Source organism: Mycobacterium hainanense, assembly GCF_041890355.1.
GTDB classification, from domain to species: Bacteria; Actinomycetota; Actinomycetes; order Mycobacteriales; family Mycobacteriaceae; genus Mycobacterium; species Mycobacterium hainanense.
Genome location: NZ_CP169059.1, coordinates 277,414 through 298,234, shown reverse-complemented (window position 1 = coordinate 298,234; position 20,821 = coordinate 277,414). Strand labels below are relative to the sequence as shown.

Below are 20,821 nucleotides of genomic sequence, written 5' to 3'. Positions count from 1 at the left end.
CATGCGTAACGCGCTGGCCAGCCTCGGCCAGATGGCTTTGGCGGCCGCGGTGGCCGTCGTCGTCGCCGTGGTCTCGCTGGTCGCCATCTCTCGAGTCCAGTGGCCGGCCTTTCCGTCGTCGAATCAGCTGCATGCGCTGACCACCGTGGGACAGGTCGGCTGCCTGGCCGGCCTGGTCGCCGCGGGTTGGGCGTGGCGGCGGTGGCGGTGGCCGGCGCGGCTGGGCGGGCTGGTGTTCGTGTCGGCGTTCACCGTCGTGACGCTGGGCATGCCGCTGGGCGCGACCAAGCTGTACCTGTTCGGCGTCTCCGTCGATCAGCAGTTCCGCACCGAGTACCTGACCCGGCTGGCCGACAGCCCCGCCCTGCGCGACATGACCTACATCGGGCTGCCGCCGTTCTACGCGCCCGGCTGGTTCTGGATCGGCGGCCGGGCCGCGGCGCTGAGCGGGACGCCGGCCTGGGAGATCTACAAGCCCTGGGCCATCACCTCGATCGCCATCGCGGTCGCCGTCGCCCTGGTGCTGTGGTGGCGGATGGTCCGGTTCGAGTACGCGCTGATCGTCACCACGGCGACGGCGGCGGCGACGCTTGCCTACGGCTCGCCCGAACCGTACGCGGCGATGATCACCGTGCTGCTGCCGCCGGTGCTGGTGCTGACGTGGTCCGGCCTGCGCGGCGGCGCCCGCGAGCGTCACGCCAGCGTGGCGCTCGACGGCGACGGCCACCCTGGCGTGACACTCGGCGGTGACGAGGAGCCGCGCCCCGACGCAAGAAGCGGATGGGCCGCCGTCATCGCCGCCGGACTCTTCCTTGGGTTCACCGCCACCTGGTACACGCTGCTGTTCGGCTTCACCGCGTTCGCGATGGCGGTGATGGGCCTCGCGCTGGCCGGCTCGCGCTGGCGACAAGGAGGTTTCAGCGCGGCGCTCGACCCGCTGCGCCGGCTGGCCGTGATCGCCGTCATCGCCGCCGCCATCGGCAGCACCACCTGGCTGCCGTTCCTGTTGCGGGCGGTCCGCAGCCCGGTCAGCAACTCCGGCAGCGCGGCGCACTACCTGCCGGCCGACGGCGCCGTGCTGACCTTCCCGATGCTGCAGTTCTCCCTGCTGGGCGCGATCTGCCTGCTGGGCGCGCTGTGGCTGGTGGTGCGGGCCCGCTCGTCGGTACGGGCCGGCGCCCTGGCGATCGGCGTGCTGGCCATCTACCTGTGGTCGCTGCTGTCGATGCTGACCACGCTGGCGCGCACCACGCTGCTGTCGTTCCGGCTGCAGCCCACCCTGACCGTGCTGCTGGTCGCCGCGGGGGCGTTCGGCTTCGTCGAGGCCGTGCGCGCGCTGTCCGCGCGGGGCAGGGCCGTCCTGCCCCTCGCCGCCGCCGTCGGCCTGGCCGCCGCGATCGCGTTCAGCCAGGACATCCCCGACGTGCTGCGTCCGGATCTCACCGTCGCCTACACCGACACCGACGGCAACGGCCAGCGCGGCGACCGGCGACCGCCCAGCTCGGAGAAGTTCTACCCCGACATCGACCACGCCATCGTGACCGTGACCGGCAAGCCCCGCGACCACACCGTCGTGATGACCGCCGACTACAGCTTCCTGTCCTTCTATCCCTACTGGGGATTCCAGGGATTGACGTCGCACTACGCCAACCCGCTGGCGCAGTTCGACCTGCGGGCCGCCCAGATCAACAAGTGGTCCAAACTCAAGTCCGCCGACGAGCTGCTGCACGCGCTGGACACCTGTCCCTGGCCGCCGCCCACGGTGTTCCTGATGCGCCGCGGCGCGAACGGCAACTACACGCTGCGGCTCGCCGAAGACGTCTATCCCAACCAGCCCAATGTCCGGCGCTACACCGTCGACCTGCGGGCCGCCCTTTTCGAGAGCCCGCAGTTCGTCGTCCAAAGCGCCGGCCCGTTCGTGCTGGCCATCCGCAAGCCGGCGGCGGGCCGCTGATGAGCACCGACACCTCGACGCCGGGCGTCGAAGAACTAGCATCTAGCACCGTGACCGACACGGGAGCGAACCACCGGATCGCTCGGTGGGTTGCTATCGTCGCCGGGCTGCTCGGGGCTTTGCTGGCCATCGCCACCCCGCTGTTGCCGGTCAACCAGACCACCGCCCAGCTGAATTGGCCGCAAAACGGCACGTTCGCAAGCGTCGACGCTCCCCTGATCGGTTACGTGGCGACCGACTTGAACATCACCGTGCCGTGTCAGGCCGCCGCCGGGCTGGCCGGACCGCAGAACGCCGGCAAGACGGTGCTGTTGTCCACGGTGCCCAAGCAGGCCCCCAAGGCCGTCGACCGCGGGCTGCTCATCCAGCGCGCCAACGACTACCTCGTGGTGGTGGTGCGCAACGTCGCGGTGGTGACCGCCCCGCTGAGCCAGGTGCTTAGCCCGGCCTGCCAGCGGCTGACCTTCACCGCGCACGCCGAGAAGGTCACCGCCGAATTCGTCGGCCTGACCCAGGGACCCAACGCCGAGCACCCCGGCTCACCGCTGCGCGGCGAGAAGAGCGGCTACGACTTCCGGCCCCAGATCGTCGGCGTCTTCACCGACCTGAGCGGTCCGACGCCGCCGGGCCTGAGCTTCTCGGCGACCATCGACACCCGGTATAGCAGCAGCCCCACCGAACTGAAGATGGCGGCGATGATCCTCGGGGTCGTGCTGACGGCAGCCGCGCTGGCCGCGCTGCACCTGCTCGACACCGCGGACGGCACCCGGCACCGCCGGTTCCTGCCGTCGCGTTGGTGGTCGATTGGCGGGCTGGACGCGTTGGTCATCGCCGTCTTGGTGTGGTGGCAGTTCGTCGGCGCCAACACCTCCGACGACGGCTACATCCTGACCATGGCCCGGGTATCCGAGCACGCCGGCTACATGGCCAACTACTACCGCTGGTTCGGCACGCCGGAGGCGCCCTTCGGTTGGTATTACGACCTGCTCGCGGTGTGGGCCCATGTCAGCACGGCCAGCATCTGGATGCGGTTGCCCACTCTGGCCATGGCGCTGACGTGCTGGTGGGTGATCAGCCGTGAGGTCATGCCCCGCCTGGGGCACGCCGTCAAACAGAACCGCGGCGCGGCGTGGACCGCGGCCGGCATGTTCCTGGCCGTGTGGCTGCCGCTCAACAACGGGCTGCGCCCCGAGCCGATCATCGCGCTGGGCATCCTGCTCACCTGGTGTTCGGTGGAACGCGCGGTGGCCACCAGCCGGCTGCTGCCGGTGGCCGTCGCCTGCATCATCGGTGCCCTGACGCTGTTCTCCGGGCCGACCGGGATCGCCTCGATCGGCGCCCTGCTGGTCGCCATCGGACCGTTGCGGACCATCCTGCACCGCCGGTCGAAACGGTTCGGCGCGCTGCCGCTGGTGGCGCCCCTGCTCGCGGCGGTCACCGTCACCGCCATCCTGATCTTCCGCGACCAAACCCTGGCCGGTGAAATCCAGGCCAGCATGCTCAAGCGGGCCGTCGGCCCCAGCCTGAGTTGGTTCGACGAACACATCCGCTACGAGCGCCTGTTCATGGCCAGCCCCGACGGCTCGGTCGCCCGCCGCTTCGCCGTGCTGGCCCTGGTGCTGGCGCTCGCGATCACCGTCGCAATGTCGCTGCGCAAGGGCCGGATCCCGGGCACGGCCGCGGGACCGAGCCGCCGCATCGTCGGGATCACGATCATCTCGTTCATCGCGATGATGTTCACGCCCACCAAGTGGACCCACCACTACGGGGTGTTCGCCGGGCTGGCCGGACCGCTGGGCGCGCTGGCCGCCGTCGCCGTGACCTCACTCGCGATGCGGTCCCGGCGCAACCGCACCATGTTCGCCGCCGCGGTGCTGTTCCTGATGGCCCTGTCCTTCGCCAGCGTCAACGGCTGGTGGTATGTCTCCAATTTCGGTGTGCCATGGTCGAATTCGTTCCCGGCGTGGCACTACGCCTTCGCCACCGCGCTGCTCGGGCTGACGGTTGTGGTGCTGCTGCTGGCCGCGTGGTTCCATTTCGTCGATCCGGACAACGGCGCACCGAAAACCCGCCTGGGCGCGCGGGTCGCCGGAATCGTCCAGTCCCCGTTGGCCATTGCGACGTGGCTGCTGGTGGTGTTCGAGGTGGCCTCGCTGACCCTGGCGATGGTCGACCAGTACCCCGCCTGGACGGTAGGCCGCTCCAACCTCGAGGCCCTCACCGGCAAGTCCTGCGGACTGGCCGAGGACGTGCTGGTGGAACAGGACCCTAACGCCGGCGCGCTGGCACCGGTGAGCGCCACGGTGGCCGACGCGCTGGGCGAGGGCCTGTCGGAAGCCTTCACCCCCAACGGTATTCCCGCCGATGTCCGCGCCGACCCGGTGATGGAACGCCCGGGCGACCGCAGCTTCATCAACGACGACAGGCTGGTCACCGGCGCCGAGGCGGGCACCGAGGGCGGCACCACCCCGGCACCGGGAATCAACGGCTCGGTCGCCCAGCTGCCCTACAACCTCGACCCGGCGCGCACCCCGGTGCTCGGCAGCTGGCGGTCGGGCATCCAATTGCCCGCCCACCTGCGGTCGGGCTGGTACCGGCTGCCCACCCGCGACAACGCCCGGCCGCTGCTGGTGGTGAGCGCGGCCGGCCGCTTCGACCCCCGCGAGGTTCAGGTGCAGTGGGCCACCGACGACCAAGCGGCCAGCGGACACCCCGGCGGGTCGTTCCAACTGGCTGACGTCGGCGCGTCCCCCGCCTGGCGCAACTTGCGCCTGCCGCTGTCGGCGATCCCCCGCGACGCCACCCAGATCCGGCTCGTCGCCGACGACGAAGACCTGGCGCCGCAGCACTGGATCGCGCTCACCCCGCCGCGCATCCCGCAGCTGCGCACGCTGCAGGACGTCGTCGGCTCGAAGGACCCGGTGTTCCTGGACTGGCTGGTGGGCCTGGCGTTCCCCTGCCAGCGCCCGTTCGGCCATCAGAACGGCGTCGACGAGACGCCGAAATGGCGCATCCTGCCGGACCGTTTCGGCGCCGAAGCCAATTCGCCGGTGATGGACAACAACGGCGGCGGCCCGCTCGGCGTCACCGAGCTGCTGCTGAAGGCGACCACCATGGCGACCTATCTGAAGGACGACTGGTCGCGCGATTGGGGTTCCCTGCAACGGTTGACGCCGTATTACGCCGGCGCGCAGCCCGCCCGCCTGCAGCTGGGGACCGCCACCCGCAGCGGTCTGTGGAGCCCCGCGCCGCTGCGCAAGAGCTGAAGGCCGGGGACCCGCAATGACGGCAAGCCTGATGAGCATGGCCCGCGACGAGCGGGCCGACCTGGCGGAATTCCTGGCCACCCTGACGCCCCAGCAGTGGGAGGCGCCCAGCCTGTGTACCCGCTGGACGGTCAAAGACGTTGTCGCGCACACGATCAGCTATGAAGAGCTGGGCCCGCTGGGGCTGGTCAAGCGCTTCGCGAAGGGCTGGGTCGTCCGCGCCAACCAGGTGGGCGTAGACGAGTTCGCCCGCCTGAGTCCAGAACAGCTGCTCGAGTTCCTGCGAACCCACCTCCAACCGCGTGGGCTGACAGCGGGTTTCGGCGGAATGATCGCCCTCGTCGACGGCACCATTCATCACCAAGACATCCGCCGCGCGCTCAACCGGCCCCGCACCGTCCCCGCCGATCGGCTCGAGCGCGTTCTCGGTCTGGTGCCGGGCAACCCGAGGCTCGGCGCCGGACGCCGGATCCGGGGGCTGCGCCTGCGCGCCACCGACGTCGATTGGGAACACGGCCGCGGGCCGGAAGTCACCGGCCCCGGCGAGGCGCTGCTGATGGCGATGTCGGGCCGCCCGGCGGCGCTCGCGGACCTCGACGGCCCGGGCCTGAGCACCCTGGCCGCCCGGCTCCCCCGCTGACGCCGCGCCGCCCCGCGCGGCCCCGCGTCCTCCGGGGACAAAGCTGCTTCGCTTACGATCGAGCCTCGTGCCCCACGACGGTTATCAGCGATCGCAGCGGATCCCGCGGTTCGTGGCCGCCGTCGCGGGCATCGTGGGGCTGCTGTTGTGCGCGCTCGTCCCGTTGCTTCCCGTCAAGCAGACCACCGCGACGGTGCTGTGGCCGCAGGGCGTCATGGACGGGCACGTTACCCAGATCACCGCACCCCTGGTGTCCGGGGCGCCGCGCGCGCTCGACATCTCCATCCCGTGCGCGGCGATCGCCACCCTGCCCGCCAACGGCGGGCTGGTGGTCTCGACCCTGCCCGCCGGCGGCATCGACGCCGGCAAGGACGGGCTGTTCGTGCGGGCAGACAAGGACCTGGTGGTCGTCGCGTTCCGCGACACCGTGGCCGCGGCCGCGCCGCGGGCGGCGGTCGCCGGCGGGGCCTGTAGCGTGCTGCGCGTCTGGGCCAACGCGGGCGCGGCGGGTGCCGAGTTCGTGGGCATGCCCGGCGCCGCGGGCAGGCTGCCCTCGGAGAAGAAACCACAAGTCGGCGGCATCTTCACGGACCTGAAGGTGCCGGCCCAGCCGGGGCTGTCGGCCCGCATCGACATCGACACGCGCTTCATCACCGCCCCGACCGCCCTCAAGCAGCTCGCGATGGCCGTGGGCGCGCTGGCCGTGCTGACCGCCGTCATTGCGCTTGCCGCCCTCGACCGTCGCAGCCGCGGCGGCGGCACGCTGGTCAACTGGCGGTCGCCGATCGCCTGGCTCGCCCGGTATCGCCCCCGGGAGCGGTGGAGTTCCTGGCGCCGCGTCGGCCTCGCAACCTGGATCGCCGATGTCGGGGTGATCGCGACGCTGCTGGTCTGGCACGTCATCGGCGCCACCTCGTCCGACGACGGCTACAACCTGACCATCGCCCGGGTCTCCCCGAAGGCCGGCTACATCGTCGATTACTACCGCTACTTCGGTACGACGGACGCGCCGTTCGACTGGTACCTGGGGGTGCTGTCCAAGCTGGCGTCGGTGAGCACCGCCGGGGTGTGGATGCGGCTGCCCGCCACGCTGGCCGGGATCGCGTGCTGGCTGGTGATCAGCCACTGGGTCCTACGCAGGCTGGGCCCCGGCACGGGCGGCCTGGCGGCGAATCGGGTGGCGGTCTTCACCGCGGGCGCGGTGTTCCTGGCCGCCTGGTTGCCTTTCAACAACGGGCTGCGGCCCGAGCCGCTGATCGCCCTCGGGGTGTTGGTCACCTGGATGCTGGTGGAGCGGGCGATCGCGCTGCAGCGCCTGGCCCCGGCCGCGGTCGCGATCTTCGTCGCGATGCTCACCGTGACGCTGGCGCCGCAGGGCCTGATCGCCGTCGCCGCGCTGCTGACCGGTTCGCGGGCCATCGCCCGCACGGTCCGGCGGCGCCGGGCGACCGACGGGCTGATCGCGCCGCTGGCGGTGCTCGCGGGGTCGCTGTCGCTGATCACCGTCGTGGTGTTCCATGGTCAGACGCTGGCCAATGTCGCCGAGTCGGCGCGCATCAAGTACAAGGTCGGTCCGACGATCGCGTGGTACCAGGACTGGCTTCGCTACTACTTCCTCACGGTGGAGTCCAACCCTGACGGGTCGATGGCGAGGCGATTCGCGGTGCTGGTGCTGCTGCTATGCCTGTTCGGGATGCTGGTCATCCTGCTGCGGCGGGGGCGGGTGCCCGGGGTGGCCAGCGGCCCGGCCTGGCGACTGATCGGCACCACCGCCATCGGCCTCCTGCTCCTGACGTTCACCCCGACGAAGTGGGCGGTCCAGTTCGGCGCCTTCGCCGGACTGGCGGGCGCGTTGGGGGCGGTCACCGCGTTCGCGCTTTCGCGGATCGGCCTGCACAACCGCCGCAACCTGACGCTGTATGTCACGGCGCTGCTGTTCGTCGTGGCCGTGGCGACCTCGGGCATCAACGGCTGGTTCTACGTCGGCAACTACGGGGTGCCCTGGTATGACATCCAGCCGGTGATCGCGAGCCACCCGGTGACGTCGATGTTCCTGACGTTGTCGATCCTCACCGGGCTACTCGCCGCGTGGCAGCACTTCCGCATGGACTACGCCGGCCACACCGAAGTCAAGGACAACCGGCGCAACCGGGTGCTGGCGTCGACCCCGCTGCTCGTGGTCGCGAGCATCATGGTGGTGGGCGAAGTCGCCTCGCTGACCAAGGGCGCGGTGTTCCGCTACCCGCTCTACACCACCGGCAAGGCCAACCTCGCCGCCATCGCTGATGTTCTTGCGGGGCCCACCCGCCAGAGCTGCGCCATGGCCGACGACGTGCTCGCCGAGCCCGACCCCAACGCCGGCATGCTGACGCCGGCGCCCGGGCAGCCGTTCGGTCCCGACGGCCCGCTCGGCGGGGTCAACCCGGTCGGCTTCAAGCCCGACGGCGTCGGCGACGACCTGCGGTCGTACCCGGTGGTGACCAAGCCGGGCGTGGTGAATTCGGATGCGTCGCCGAACAAGCCCAACGCCGCCATGAGCGACTCGGCGGGCACGGCCGGCGGGAAGGGCCCCGCCGGCGTCAACGGCTCTCACGCGGCGCTGCCGTTCGGCCTCGACCCGGCCCGCACCCCGGTGATGGGCAGCTACGGCGAGAACTCGCTGGCCGCCACGGCGACGTCGGCGTGGTACCAGCTGCCGCCCCGCACCCCGGACCGGCCGATCGTCGTGGTGTCGGCGTCGGGCGCGATCTGGTCGTACAAGGAGGACGGCACCTTCACCTACGGGCAGTCGCTGAAATTGCAGTGGGGAGTCACCCGCCCCGACGGCACCACCCAGCCGCTGGCCGAGGTGCAGCCGATCGACATCGGCCCCGAGCCGGCATGGCGCAACCTGCGGTTCCCCCTGACCTGGGCGCCGCCCGAGGCCAACGTCGCACGCATCGTCGCCTACGACCCGAACCTGAGCTCCGATCAGTGGTTCGCGTTTACGCCGCCGCGGGTGCCGGTGCTGCAAACCCTGCAGCAGCTGATCGGGTCGCGCACGCCCGTGCTGATGGACATCGCGACCGCTGCGAACTTTCCGTGCCAGCACCCGTTCTCCGAACACCTTGGCGTGGCCGAACTTCCGCAGTACCGGATCCTGCCCGATCACAAGCAGACGGCGTCGTCGTCGAACGGATGGCAGGCCAGCGAGGCCGGCGGCCCGTTCCTGGTCACCCAGGCGATGCTGCGCACCTCGACGGTCTCGACGTATCTTCGCGGCGACTGGTATCGGGACTGGGGCTCCGTGGAGCAGTACTTCCGGCTGGTGCCGGCCGACCAGGCGCCGGACGCCGCAATCGAACAGGGTGTGATGACAGTGCACGGCTGGAGCCGCCAGGGACCGATTCGGGCACTTCCATGAGCGTCACGACGGTGAACAACCGGGAAGACAAGGTGACCGCCCGTCAAGACGTGCGGGCGACGCGCTGGGTTGCGACGATCGCCGGCCTGATCGGCTTCGTTCTGTCGGTCGCGACGCCATTGCTGCCCGTCGTGCAGACCACCGCCACCCTCAACTGGCCGCAGGGCGGCCAGCTGAACAGCGTTACGGCGCCGCTGATTTCGCTGACCCCGGTGAACGTGACGGCAACCGTGCCGTGCTCGGTGGTGGGCGCCCTGCCGCCGGACGGTGGGGTCGTGCTCAGTACGGCGCCCAAGAAGGGCAAGGACGCCGCGCTGAACGCGTTGTTCGTCGTCGTCAACGCCAAGCGTGTCGACGTCACCGACCGGAATGTGGTGATCGCCAGCGCGTCTCGCGACCAGGTGATGTCGAGCCAATGTCAGCGCATCGAGATCACCTCGACGAAAGCCGGCGCCTTCGCCACCTTCGTCGGACTGAACGATTCGGCGGGCAGGCCGATCGGCGGCGGTTTCCCCGACCCGAACCTGAGGCCGCAGATCGTCGGGGTGTTCACCGACCTGACCGGCCCCGCCCCGCCGGGCCTGAAATTGTCGGCCACGATCGACACCCGGTTCTCCACCACCCCAACGACTTTGAAGCTGACCGCGATGGTGCTGGCCATCGTGTCCACGATCGTCGCGCTGATCGCGTTGTGGCGCCTCGACCAGCTGGACGGTCACCGGATGCGCCGGCTCATTCCGGCGAACTGGCGCACCTTCACCCTGGCCGACGTCACGGTCATCTTCGGGTTCCTGCTGTGGCACGTGATCGGGGCGAACTCGTCCGACGACGGCTACATCCTGGGCATGGCCCGGGTCGCCGACCGCGCCGGCTACATGTCGAACTACTTCCGCTGGTTCGGCAGTCCGGAGGACCCGTTCGGCTGGTACTACAACTTGCTGGCGTTGATGACCCACGTCAGCGACGCCAGCCTGTGGATGCGGCTGCCGGACCTGATCGCGGGAATCGTCTGCTGGCTCCTGCTTTCGCGTGAGGTGCTGCCCCGTCTGGGACCCGCGGTCGCCGGCAGCAAGGCGGCGAACTGGGCGGCGGGCATGGTCCTGCTGACCGCGTGGATGCCGTTCGACAACGGCCTGCGCCCGGAGCCGATCATCGCCGTGGGTTCGCTGATCACCTATGTGCTGATCGAGCGCTCCATGCGCTACAGCCGTCTGACGCCGGCCGCGCTGGCGGTCATCACCGCGGCGTTCACCCTCGGCGTCCAGCCCACCGGATTGATCGCCGTGGCCGCGCTGGTCGCCGGTGGCCGTCCGATCCTGCGCATCCTGGTCCGCCGGCATCGGCTGGTCGGCACCTTGCCGCTGGTGGCGCCCATGCTGGCCGCCGGCACGGTCATCCTGACCGTGGTCTTCGCCGATCAGACGTTGTCAACGGTGTTGGAGGCCACCAGGATTCGGACCGCCATCGGACCCAGTCAGGCGTGGTACACCGAAAACCTGCGCTACTACTACCTGATTCTGCCCACCGTCGACGGTTCGCTCTCCCGCCGCTTCGGCTTCCTGATCACCGCGCTGTGCCTGTTCACCGCCGTATTCATCATGTTGCGGCGCAAGCGGGTTCCGGGCGTGGCCCGCGGGCCGGCGTGGCGCTTGATGGGCGTCATCTTCGGAACCATGTTCTTCTTGATGTTCACCCCCACCAAGTGGGTGCATCACTTCGGGCTGTTCGCCGCGGTGGGCGCGGCGATGGCCGCTCTGACGACGGTGCTGGTGTCGCCGAAGGTGCTGCGCTGGTCGCGGAACCGAATGGCGTTCCTCGCGGCGGTGCTGTTCATCCTGGCGCTGTGCTTCGCCACCACCAACGGCTGGTGGTACGTGTCCAGCTACGGCGTGCCGTTCAACAGCAGCATGCCGAGGGTTGGCGGAATCTCGATCAGCACAATATTTTTCGCGCTGTTCGTGATCGCGGCCGTGTATGCGGCCTGGTTGCACTTCGCCGACACCGGCCACGGCGAGGGCCGGTTGGCGCGCGCGCTGACGGCCGCGCCGATCCCGCTGGCGGCCGGCTTCATGGCGCTGGTGTTCGTGGCGTCAATGGTGGCCGGCATCGTGCGCCAGTACCCCACCTACTCCAATGCCTGGGACAACCTGCGCGAATTCAGTGGAGGCTGCGGCCTGGCCGACGACGTGCTCGTCGAGCCGGACAGTAACGCCGGCTTCATGGCGCCCCTGCCCGGCGATTACGGTCCGCTGGGGCCGTTGGGCGGCGTGAACCCGACGGGATTCGCTCCCAACGGCGTTCCGGACCGCACACTGGCCGAGTCGGTCAAGGAGACGGCGGTGCCGCAGCCGGGCACCGACTACGACTGGGACGCGCCGCTCAAGCTGACGGCTCCCGGCATCAACGGATCGACGGTGCCGCTGCCGTACGGCCTGAACGCCGCCCAGGTTCCGCTGGCCGGCAGCTACACGACCGGGGCGCAACAGCAGAGCCGGCTCACCTCCGCGTGGTATCAGCTCCCGAAGGCGGATGACGGGCACCCGCTGGTAGTCGTCACCGCCGCCGGCACCATCGCCGGCAACAGCATCTTGCACCACTACACCAGCGGCCAGACGGTCGAGCTGGAATTCGGCAGGCCCGGCCCGGGCGGATCCGTGCAACCGGGCGGCAGGCTGGTGCCCTACGACCTCTACGGTGAGCAACCCAAGGTGTGGCGCAACCTGCGCTTCGCGCGCTCCCAGATCCCCGGCGACGCCGTCGCCGTACGACTGGTCGCCGAGGACCTGTCCCTGACCCCGGACGACTGGATCGCGGTCACCCCGCCGCGGGTGCCGGAACTGCGCTCGTTGCAGGAGTACGTGGGTTCGACGCAGCCGGTGCTGATGGACTGGGCGGTCGGGTTGGCCTTCCCGTGCCAGCAGCCGATGTTGCATGTCAACGGTGTCACCGAGATCCCGAGGTTCCGCATCACGCCGGACTACAACGCCAAGAAGCAGGACACCGACACGTGGCAGGACGGTGTCAATGGCGGCCTGCTGGGCATCACCGATCTGCTGCTGCGGGCCCATGTGATGTCGACCTACCTGTCGCACGACTGGGGCCGGGACTGGGGATCGCTGCGCAAGTTCGACACCATCGCCGACGCCCATCCCGCACAGCTCGAGCTGGGCACCGCGACCCGCAGCGGCTGGTGGTCCCCGGGGCCGATCCGCATTAAACCGTAAGGCTTTATTACGCCTTTCTTCCGCAATTGGTCAGCCGCCCAATAACGCATTAATTAACGATTGAGTAATCGTCGGGAATTGGTTTGATCTTCCCGCATTCCGGTTACCACCTAACCGCTGTGATCCAGTTCACACGGGAGGGACGGGTGGGGCCCATGTACGCGCTGAGACATATCCGCACAGGTGCCGCAATGGTCGCGGTGGCCATCACCTGGCCGATGACGTTCGGGGTCAGGGCCCACGCCGAAGGTGGCACCACAGTGGTGCTGGACAACTACTTACGACGCTGCGATTTCAGCCGCGTCGGCGTAGACCCCAAGGTGGGGAGCCCGATGCTGGCGACCGGCTCGGCGGTGATCCGTACCAGCGGGTCAAGAGCGGTGGCCGAGGTGCACCTGTACGACGAGCCCGGGCCCGGCACCCACTTCGACGTCGGGCTGATTCAGATGCCCCGGCCGTCGTCGAGCACCTGCGGACCGGGTGACCCCGGCACCGCTTTTTCCGGCATGGATATCGACGCGGCGGGCAACGGAACAACGACCGTGCAAGACACCATTCGGCCCGGCACCACCGGCGTGTGGGTGATTATCGAGCGGGCCAGCCCTAACTCGCAGAATCCGGCGGAGTTCTACACATCGGAGTTCGTCGCACCGGTATAACCACGCCTTTGGCCGCGGGCAGTGCCTTAAGTCCCTATCTCGAGGCCGCGGTCGAGTGCTCCGATAAAAGAGTCGCCGCGTGACCGGCGTCGGACGAAAGGTACTCCAATGGACGATTCTCAACCGTCGACGCGCTTTTTCTGCCGCGTGCTCGGTCCCTTTCTCGTCGTCGTCGACGTGACGGCCGTGGCGCGCGCCTCGGACATGCAGTCGCTGCTGGCGCAGTTCGAGGCGAATTCGATGTGGACCTTCGTAACCGGCGCCTTCATCTTCCTGCTCGGCCTCACCATCGTCGCGGCGCACCAAAGCTGGCGCGGCGCCGCGGCGGTCGCCGTTTCCCTGCTCGGCTGGCTGATCGTGCTGCGCGGGTTACTGCTGGTGGCCTTCCCCAAGTTCTTCGCCGCGCTGGCCAACGACATGATCGGCGCGCGGGGCTGGTGGATCACGGCGTGCGTCGTCTTCGCCGTGGTCGGCCTGTACCTGAGCTACGTCGGTTGGCTGCCGGCGCCGCAGCGCACGACGTCGCAAACGGCGGCGGCCAACCCGAACCTGCCGCGAGCCGCGTGAGCGACACCGGGTCGACGCCGCACCTGCCAGCTCGGCGCAAAGAATTGGAGGACCGCACCGGCGCCATCGGCAGCGCCATGCCCGGCGAGCTCGACGCGCCGGCGACCACCGCCGACGCCGCGATCGAGGACACCTCGGCATTGCCGCCGGGCTCGGCGCTGCTCGTCGTCAAACGCGGCCCCAACGCCGGTTCGCGCTTTCCCCTGACCGCGGACGTCGTCTCCGCGGGCCGCCACCCCGAGAGCGACATCTACCTCGACGACATCACTGTCAGCCGGCGGCACGCCGAATTTCGAAGCGACGGCGGTGAATTCCGCGTCGTCGACGTGGGCAGCATGAACCATACCTACGTCAACCGGGAGCCCGTCGACTCGGCGGTGCTCGCCAACGGCGACGAAATCCAAATCGGCAGGGTCCGTCTGGTTTTCCTCACGAGCGCGTAGCGTCTGAGCCATGAGCGACTACGCCGCAGAGGCGTTAGACAGGCTGCCCTTCTCCACCGAGGAGAAGGCGCAGCGCTACCGGACCGAGAACTACCGCGGGGCCGTCGGCCTCAACTGGTACCTCACCGACCCCACCCTGCAGTTCACCATGGCGTACTACCTGCAGCCGGAGGAACTGGCCGTCGTGGAGCCGCATTTGGTGCGCATGGGCGAGCTGATGGGCGGTCCGGTCGCGAGATGGGCGGAGGAAACCGATCAGAACCCACCGCGGCTGGAACGCTATGACCGGTGGGGGCACGACGTGAGCCGGGTCGTCATGCCGGCGTCTTTCACCCAGTCCAAGCGGGCGGTCCTGGACGCCCAGCAGGCACTGCGCAACGACACCCGCGCGGCCAAGGTGAGCTCGGGGCTGGGCCTGTTCGCATCGAATTATCTGCTCAACCAGGCAGACATCGGGATGGGCTGCGCGCTGGGCACCGGTGGCGGCATGGTCTCCTCGCTGGTGGCCGCGTACGCGCCGGCCGACGTGCGCGAGCACGTGCTGGCCAAATTCGCCTCCGGCGAGTGGGCCGGGGAGACCGCGCAACTGCTGACCGAACGCACCGGCGGCTCGGACCTGGGCACGCTGGAGACGACGGCGACTCGCGCCGGGGATGCCTGGCTTCTCAATGGGTTCAAGTGGTTTGCCTCCAACTGCGCCGGGGAGGCCTTCGTCGTACTGGCCAAGCCGGAGGGTGCGCCCGACTCGACACGCGGCGTCGCCAACTTTTTGGTGCTGCGCACCCGGCGCGACGGGTCACGCAACGGGGTGCGGGTGCGCCGCCTGAAGGACAAGCTCGGTACCCGTTCGGTGGCCTCCGGCGAGGTGGAATTCGTTGACGCGGAGGCGTTTCTGCTGTCCGGGGAGCCCAGCGGCGAGGCGGGCCCGTCGGACGGCAAGGGCTTGGGCCGCATGATGGAGCTGACCAACGCCGCGCGCCTCGGCATCGCGCTTTTCGGGCTCGGTAACGCGCGCCGCGCCCTGGTCGAGTCGCTGTGCTACGCCCGCCAACGGCACGCGTTCGGCGGCGCGCTGATCGACAAGCCGCTGATGCGGCGCAAGCTCGCGGAGATGATTGTCGACGTCGAAGCCGCGCAAGCGATGGTCTTCGACGGCACCGGCGCGACCAACCATCGCCAGCCCCGCGGCATGCGGCAACGCATCGCCGTGCCGGTCACCAAGCTCAAGGCTTGCCGGCTCGGCATCACCGCGGCGTCCGACGCGATCGAAATCCACGGCGGCAACGGCTATATCGAGACCTGGCCGGTGGCCCGGCTGCTGCGCGACGCACAGGTGAACACCATCTGGGAGGGGCCGGACAACATCCTGTGCCTGGATGTGCGGCGCGGCATCGAGCAGACCCGCGCGCACGAGGCGTTGTTGGCGCGGCTGCGCGATGCGGTGTCGGTGTCGGACTACGACGACACCACGCGGCTGGTCGCCGGGCGCATCGAGGACCTCGACGCGGCCATCACGGCGTGGTCCAAGCTGGACCGCGACATGGCCGAGGCGCGGCTGTTCCCGCTGGCTCAGTTCATGGGCGATGTGTACGCCGGCGCGCTGCTCACCGAGCAGGCCGCCTGGGAACGCGAGACCCGCGGCGGCGAGCGTAAGGCGCTGGTCGCCCGGCTTTATGCGCAGCGCTACCTTGCGGATCGCGGGGCGCTGCGCGGCATTGACGTCGAGTCCGACGAGGCGCTGGAGCGCTTCGACGAACTGGTCGACGGCGCGCTGGCGGGGGAAGCGGTCACTTAGCGGCGTGGAGCAGTTCGGCGGTGGCCTCCCACAGCCGCGTTTCGCGCTGGCGGTCCTGCGCGAACGGTTTCACCGGGCGCTCTTGGGTTTTGACGACGAACGCGCCGTCGCGTAGATGTTCGAACCGGCGGTCGAGCACGATCGATGCCAGCGCGGGGCCAGACCCGCGCGGCGAAGATACCCCGGGGATGCGCTCGATCAGGCGCCCCACCCGCTGCACGCCGGGGCCGTGGGCCCTGCTCAGGCCGGTGCCCGGCATGAAGCCCGGCTCGAACACCGTCACATTGATTCCCTCCGGTGCTCGTCGCTGCAGTTCGTGCGCGTAGTAGAACAGCGCAAGTTTGGAATTGGAGTATGCGATCCCGCACTTCTCGAATGTCGACGGAACGTCCGCCGCGGTGGGTCGGGCAAGTTCGAGCGGATCGCGCCAATGTGCCGGCGGCACTCTGAGTAATCGCCGGAAGATGTTCTGATAGTACGTGTTCGAGCCCACCAGCACGACGCGCGACGGCTTAGCCAACGAGTCCACCAGGGCGCCTATGAGCTGGGCGTGCGCCAGATAGTTCACTGCGAAGGTCAGTTCGTATCCGTCGGCCGACGCGGTATGGGTGTCGGCGACCGAAAGGCCGGCGTTGGCCACTATCCCCCGCAGCGGACGGACTGCGTCGGCGTCCAACAGACTTTTAACGGTGCTGCCCGCGCTGCGCACGTCGGAAAGCCGCGAGAGGTCGCAGCCGATCTCATGCACGGTCGCGCCCACCGACCTGGCCTCCTCGGCCACGTCGGTCAGCGCCCGCCCCGGCCTGCCCACCAGCAGCAGATCGGGACGATTGGACGGCGGACGTCGGGCAATGGCCAGCGTCGCGGCCTTTCCCAGGCCGCCGGTGGGACCGGTGAGCAAGATGGTTCCGGAAGGGATGTCGTTCATGGTTGCAGCATTGACCCCGGTCGGATGTTCAGGCAGTCGTCCGGTTGTCGTAGGACTGGCAGGGCCAGGACAACCTCTTTCCTATGACGCCGGTGTCCCGCACAGTGAAGTGATGGAAACGTGGGGGTTCGGGCGAACGGTGCGGCATTGGCGTGACCGCGTTGCGCCCGCCGCGGTCGGCGTCCCGGCCGGTGGGCGCCGGCGCGCGGCGGGGCTGCGCCGCGAAGAGCTCGCGGCGCTGGCCGGGATCTCAGTGGACTACCTGACCAGGCTCGAACAGGGCCGGGCTATTTCACCTTCGGTCCAGGTCGTCGAGGCCCTCGCCCGTGCGTTGCGGGTGTCCGACTCCGAGCGCGAATTGCTTTTCCGGCTGGCCGGGCACGCCACGCCCGGGCAGCACATGGTGTCGTCGCGGGTGACGCCCAGCGTCCAGCGAATCCTGGACCGGCTGGCGAACACGCCGGTCGCCGTCTTCGACGCCACCTGGACGCTCCTGGTCGCCAACGCCCCGTATGACGCGCTGATGGGGCCCACCACGGCATGGCGGGGAAACGAGCGAAATAGCCTTTGGCGCAACCTCGTCGGCCCCGGGAACCGAGCCGTTCACAGCCCTCGGGAGAGGGCCGAGTTGGAGGCCGGCTTGGTCGCCGATCTGCGGTTGACCGCCGCCCGCTATCCCGCCGACCAGCGGTTGAAGTCGCTGATCCGCGAGCTCGCCGCGCACAGCCCGCGGTTCGTCGAGCTCTGGGAGACCGGCGCGCCGCAACCACACCAGGACTTCGGCCGGCACAAGGTGATCGACCACCCCGAGGTCGGGCGCATCAGCCTCGCCTGCGACACGTTCATCGTCGCCGCCGACGACATCCGCATCATGGTCTACACCGCCGAACCCGGCACCGAGGACGCCGAGCGGCTCGCCCTCGCCATCGTCCTGGGGACCCAGTCGCTGGTCGACTAGATCAGGCGCTAAGCCTGGATCCCCTTCAGACCATCGCGCTGCCATCCCAGAACAGGGGCAGACCGGTCCAGGTGTGGGTGTCGATGAACTGCAACATCGTTCGCGACGCCTCCGTGAGTTCGTGGTCGCCGCCGAGCAGCCGCACGCAATCGTCGATCAACCGCCGGGTCCGCTGGCCGGCCGCCTCGAATTCGTGCCCCTCCCAGAACAGCCACGCCAAATAATAACGCCACAGCAGTGTCTCGTAGGCGTCATTGCCCGCGGTGCGGGCGCTTCGGGACAACGATCTCTTCGCTGCCACAACGTTTTCCATCAACTCGGCGCGCTCGGACCGCTGCTCGTCGGCGTCCTCAGTCACCTTCTCGACCGTGTCTTCGTCGAGGTTTCCGGTGTCCAGCCACCCCCGCGTCGGGGGCTGGTCGATGTCGCGCTCCTCGGATTCCATGTCGACGTACAAATGGAAGGCGAGGTCGCGCACCTCGTTGAGGTTCTGCTCCCACTCGGCGCGCGCCGCTGAACGTTGTTCGCGCGCAGCGACACTCAGCGGATGCGCCTCGCCGAGGCCGCGGGCGATGTCCTCGGCCAGTACTTCCCACTCGGAGATGCAGTCCACTTCGGTGCCTGCCGTTTTCGGCGCCCAAAGCGCAAGAACGTAACGCGCCCGCATGGTGATTTCGTTGTCGTGGCCGAGCGCGTTTTCGGCGGCCGTTATCAGCTTGTTGAGGCTCTTGAGGACGAAACTGGTGACGCCCGTGGCTTCCCCGAGCCACGCCAGCCGCGCCAGTTCGGTGGCCAGAGTTTCGGGATGATGCTCTCCCAGGAGCTGGCGGCGGTACATGACTACGGCCACCGCATCGGAGCTGGCGCCGAAAGGGTCGCCGAGATCGTAGCGGGCCTGCGCCACCATGTAGGCCGCCGAAAGCGTCACCTCGTGCTCGACACCGAACGCGCGAGTTTCGGCGCCGCACAGCCACACCCAGCGCGCCAGCCTGGTCCCGGCATCCTCATCGGGATACTCGGCGTAGGCCACGACATGGCTTGCCCGCAGCGTGTCGGGGTGCTCAGCGCCCAGCACACGAACCATCGCCGGAACTAGTTCGCGCAGTTGATCAACCGCGCCGATGTCACCGAGGAGGAAGCGCCACCGCGCGATCGCGCCGGCCACCGCGAGAGTGTCCGGGTGTTCCGGTCCGAGCACATCGCGACGTACGTCGAGGACTGCGCCGGCGTCACCGACAGCACCCAGTGTGTCACCGGCGTTCTGCCGCGCCTCGGCCAGCGCCAGCAGCGCAGCCAAGGTCGATTCGTGTTGTGGCCCCAGCGTGGCATGCGCCGATTGCCAATGCCGCGCTGCTGCCGCGACGGGGTCAACTGCGGGATATTGATCCTCCGGCATGCAGATCCCTGTCTCGCAGGCGAATTCGGCCTGACGCTAAACCGGGATCAGCCCGTGCTTTCGCGCTGTGCGGAACCATAATTGCTTGTCCCGCAGCAACTTCATGGACTTACGCAGCAACAGCCGGGTGTCGTGTGGATCGATGACCGCGTCGATGAAGCCGCGCTCGGCCGCAGTCCACGGGATCGCCATGTTGAGGTTGTAACCCTCGATGAAGTCCTTCTTGATCTGCTGCGCCTCGGGCGTGGTCGGGTCCGGGAAGCGTTTCATCAGCAGCTGCGCGGCGCCCTCGGCGCCGATCACCGCGATGCGCGCGGTCGGCCAGGCGAAGTTGAAGTCGGCGGTCAGCTGCCGGGACCCCATCACGGCGTACGCACCGCCGTAGGACTTGCGGACGGTGATGGTCACCTTCGGCACGTCGGCCTCCACGACCGAGTAGAGGAAACGCCCGCCGCGCTTGATGATGCCGCGCTTCTCCTCCTCGGCGCCCGGCAGGAACCCGGGGGTGTCCACCACGAAGACCAGCGGGATGTTGAACGCGTCGCAGAACCGGATGAACCGCGCCGCCTTGTCGGAGGCCTCGTTGTCGATCGACCCAGACAGGTGCATGGGCTGGTTGGCGATCACGCCCACCGGGTGCCCGTCGACGCGAGCGTATCCGGTGATGATGGCCGGCCCGTGCTGCGCGGCCACCTCGAGGAAGTCGCCGTCGTCGAAGATGCGCAGCAGGATCTCGTGCATGTCGTAGGCCATGTTGTCGGAGTCCGGCACGATCGAATCGAGCTCCAGATCGGTCGGGGTGACCTCCGGCTCCAACCCGGGGTTGACGATCGGCGGCTTGTCGAAGCAGTTCGAGGGCAGGAACGACAGGAACTCCCGCACGTACTGGAACGCCTCGGCCTCGGAATCCACCACCTGATGGATGTTGCCGTAGCGAGCCTGCGCGTCCGAGCCGCCGAGCTCGTCCAGGGTGACCTCCTCGCCGGTGACCTCCCGGATGACGTCGGGACCGGTCACGAAGAAGTAACCCTGGTCGCGCACCGAGACCAGCAGGTCGTCCTGGATCGGCGAATAGACCGCTCCCCCGGCGCATTTGCCGAAGATGAGCGAGATCTGCGGCACCAGTCCCGACAGCGCCTCGTGGCGGCGGCCCAGCTCGGCGTACCAGGCCAGCGAAGTGACCGCGTCCTGGATCCGCGCTCCGCCGGAGTCCTGGATGCCGATGATCGGGCAGCCGATCATCGCGCACCATTCCATCAGGCGCGCGACCTTGCGGCCGAACATCTCGCCGACAGTGCCCTGGAACACCGTCTGGTCGTGGGAGAACACCCCGACCGGCCGGCCGTCGATCGTGGCGTGTCCGGTGACGCAGCCGTCGCCGTAGAGCGCGTTCGGGTCGTTCGGTGTCTTGGCCAGCGCGCCGACCTCGAGGAAGGTGCCCGGGTCGACCAGTGCGTGGATGCGGGCCCGGGCGCTGGGTATGCCCTTCTTGTCGCGCTTGGCGACGGCCTTCTCACCGCCGGGCTCCTTGGCCAGCTCCATGCGAACGTGCAGCTCGGCCAGCTTTTCGGCTGTCGTGTGAGCGCGA

General features: G+C 69.0%; 13 protein-coding genes. 10 read left to right on the top strand and 3 right to left on the bottom strand.

Features of this window, described 5'->3' with window-relative positions:
• Position 1 precedes the first annotated feature (1 nt).
• From ACEL92_RS01345 to ACEL92_RS01305, 9 genes are all read left to right on the top strand, one after another.
• On the top strand, positions 2 to 1,954 hold the full coding sequence (locus ACEL92_RS01345) for a galactan 5-O-arabinofuranosyltransferase (protein ID WP_374023888.1): 1,953 nt from the start codon (positions 2 to 4) through the stop codon (positions 1,952 to 1,954).
• The gene (locus ACEL92_RS01340) at positions 1,954 to 5,220 is read left to right on the top strand and encodes an arabinosyltransferase domain-containing protein (protein ID WP_374023887.1); all 3,267 of its coding nucleotides are present in this window, start codon (positions 1,954 to 1,956) and stop codon (positions 5,218 to 5,220) included. Before ACEL92_RS01345 ends, ACEL92_RS01340 begins: the two co-directional genes overlap by 1 nt.
• Positions 5,221 to 5,236: 16 nt before the next feature.
• Positions 5,237 to 5,860, top strand: coding sequence for a maleylpyruvate isomerase family mycothiol-dependent enzyme (locus ACEL92_RS01335; protein WP_374023886.1), 624 nt, complete (start codon positions 5,237 to 5,239; stop codon positions 5,858 to 5,860).
• A 67-nt stretch (positions 5,861 to 5,927) separates the two neighbouring features.
• Positions 5,928 to 9,263, top strand: coding sequence for an arabinosyltransferase domain-containing protein (locus tag ACEL92_RS01330; protein WP_374023885.1), 3,336 nt, complete (start codon positions 5,928 to 5,930; stop codon positions 9,261 to 9,263).
• Positions 9,260 to 12,487, top strand: coding sequence for an arabinosyltransferase domain-containing protein (locus tag ACEL92_RS01325; protein ID WP_374023884.1), 3,228 nt, complete (start codon positions 9,260 to 9,262; stop codon positions 12,485 to 12,487). Before ACEL92_RS01330 ends, ACEL92_RS01325 begins: the two co-directional genes overlap by 4 nt.
• Positions 12,488 to 12,678: 191 nt before the next feature.
• A complete protein-coding gene (locus ACEL92_RS01320; RefSeq protein ID WP_374023883.1) occupies positions 12,679 to 13,146 on the top strand; it encodes a hypothetical protein in 468 nt (155 codons plus the stop codon).
• 108 nt (positions 13,147 to 13,254) lie between these two features.
• Positions 13,255 to 13,713: a hypothetical protein gene (locus tag ACEL92_RS01315; RefSeq protein ID WP_374023882.1), complete on the top strand. Its 459-nt coding sequence runs from the start codon at positions 13,255 to 13,257 to the stop codon at positions 13,711 to 13,713.
• A 44-nt stretch (positions 13,714 to 13,757) separates the two neighbouring features.
• Complete coding sequence (locus ACEL92_RS01310) at positions 13,758 to 14,156, top strand: FHA domain-containing protein (protein WP_374026423.1); 399 nt, start codon at positions 13,758 to 13,760, stop codon at positions 14,154 to 14,156.
• Between the two features lie 10 nt (positions 14,157 to 14,166).
• Positions 14,167 to 15,951: an acyl-CoA dehydrogenase family protein gene (locus ACEL92_RS01305; RefSeq protein ID WP_374023881.1), complete on the top strand. Its 1,785-nt coding sequence runs from the start codon at positions 14,167 to 14,169 to the stop codon at positions 15,949 to 15,951.
• On the opposite strand, the gene ACEL92_RS01300 is transcribed toward ACEL92_RS01305, so the two are convergent.
• Complete coding sequence (locus ACEL92_RS01300) at positions 15,944 to 16,879, bottom strand: SDR family NAD(P)-dependent oxidoreductase (protein ID WP_374023880.1); 936 nt, start codon at positions 16,877 to 16,879, stop codon at positions 15,944 to 15,946. The two genes, ACEL92_RS01305 and ACEL92_RS01300, sit on opposite strands and share 8 nt — an antisense overlap.
• A gap of 112 nt (positions 16,880 to 16,991) precedes the next feature.
• Here ACEL92_RS01300 and ACEL92_RS01295 point away from each other — a divergent pair, with 112 nt between their 5' ends.
• Positions 16,992 to 17,837 carry a helix-turn-helix transcriptional regulator gene (locus ACEL92_RS01295; protein ID WP_374023879.1) on the top strand — a complete coding sequence of 282 codons (846 nt, stop codon included), beginning with the start codon at positions 16,992 to 16,994 and terminating at the stop codon, positions 17,835 to 17,837.
• Positions 17,838 to 17,862: 25 nt separating this feature from the next.
• On the opposite strand, the gene ACEL92_RS01290 is transcribed toward ACEL92_RS01295, so the two are convergent.
• Entirely contained in the window at positions 17,863 to 19,233 is a 1,371-nt protein-coding gene (locus tag ACEL92_RS01290; protein WP_374023878.1) for a tetratricopeptide repeat protein, read from the bottom strand.
• Between the two features lie 36 nt (positions 19,234 to 19,269).
• On the bottom strand, positions 19,270 to 20,775 hold the full coding sequence (locus tag ACEL92_RS01285) for an acyl-CoA carboxylase subunit beta (RefSeq protein WP_374026422.1): 1,506 nt from the start codon (positions 20,773 to 20,775) through the stop codon (positions 19,270 to 19,272).
• Positions 20,776 to 20,821: the final 46 nt, after the last annotated feature.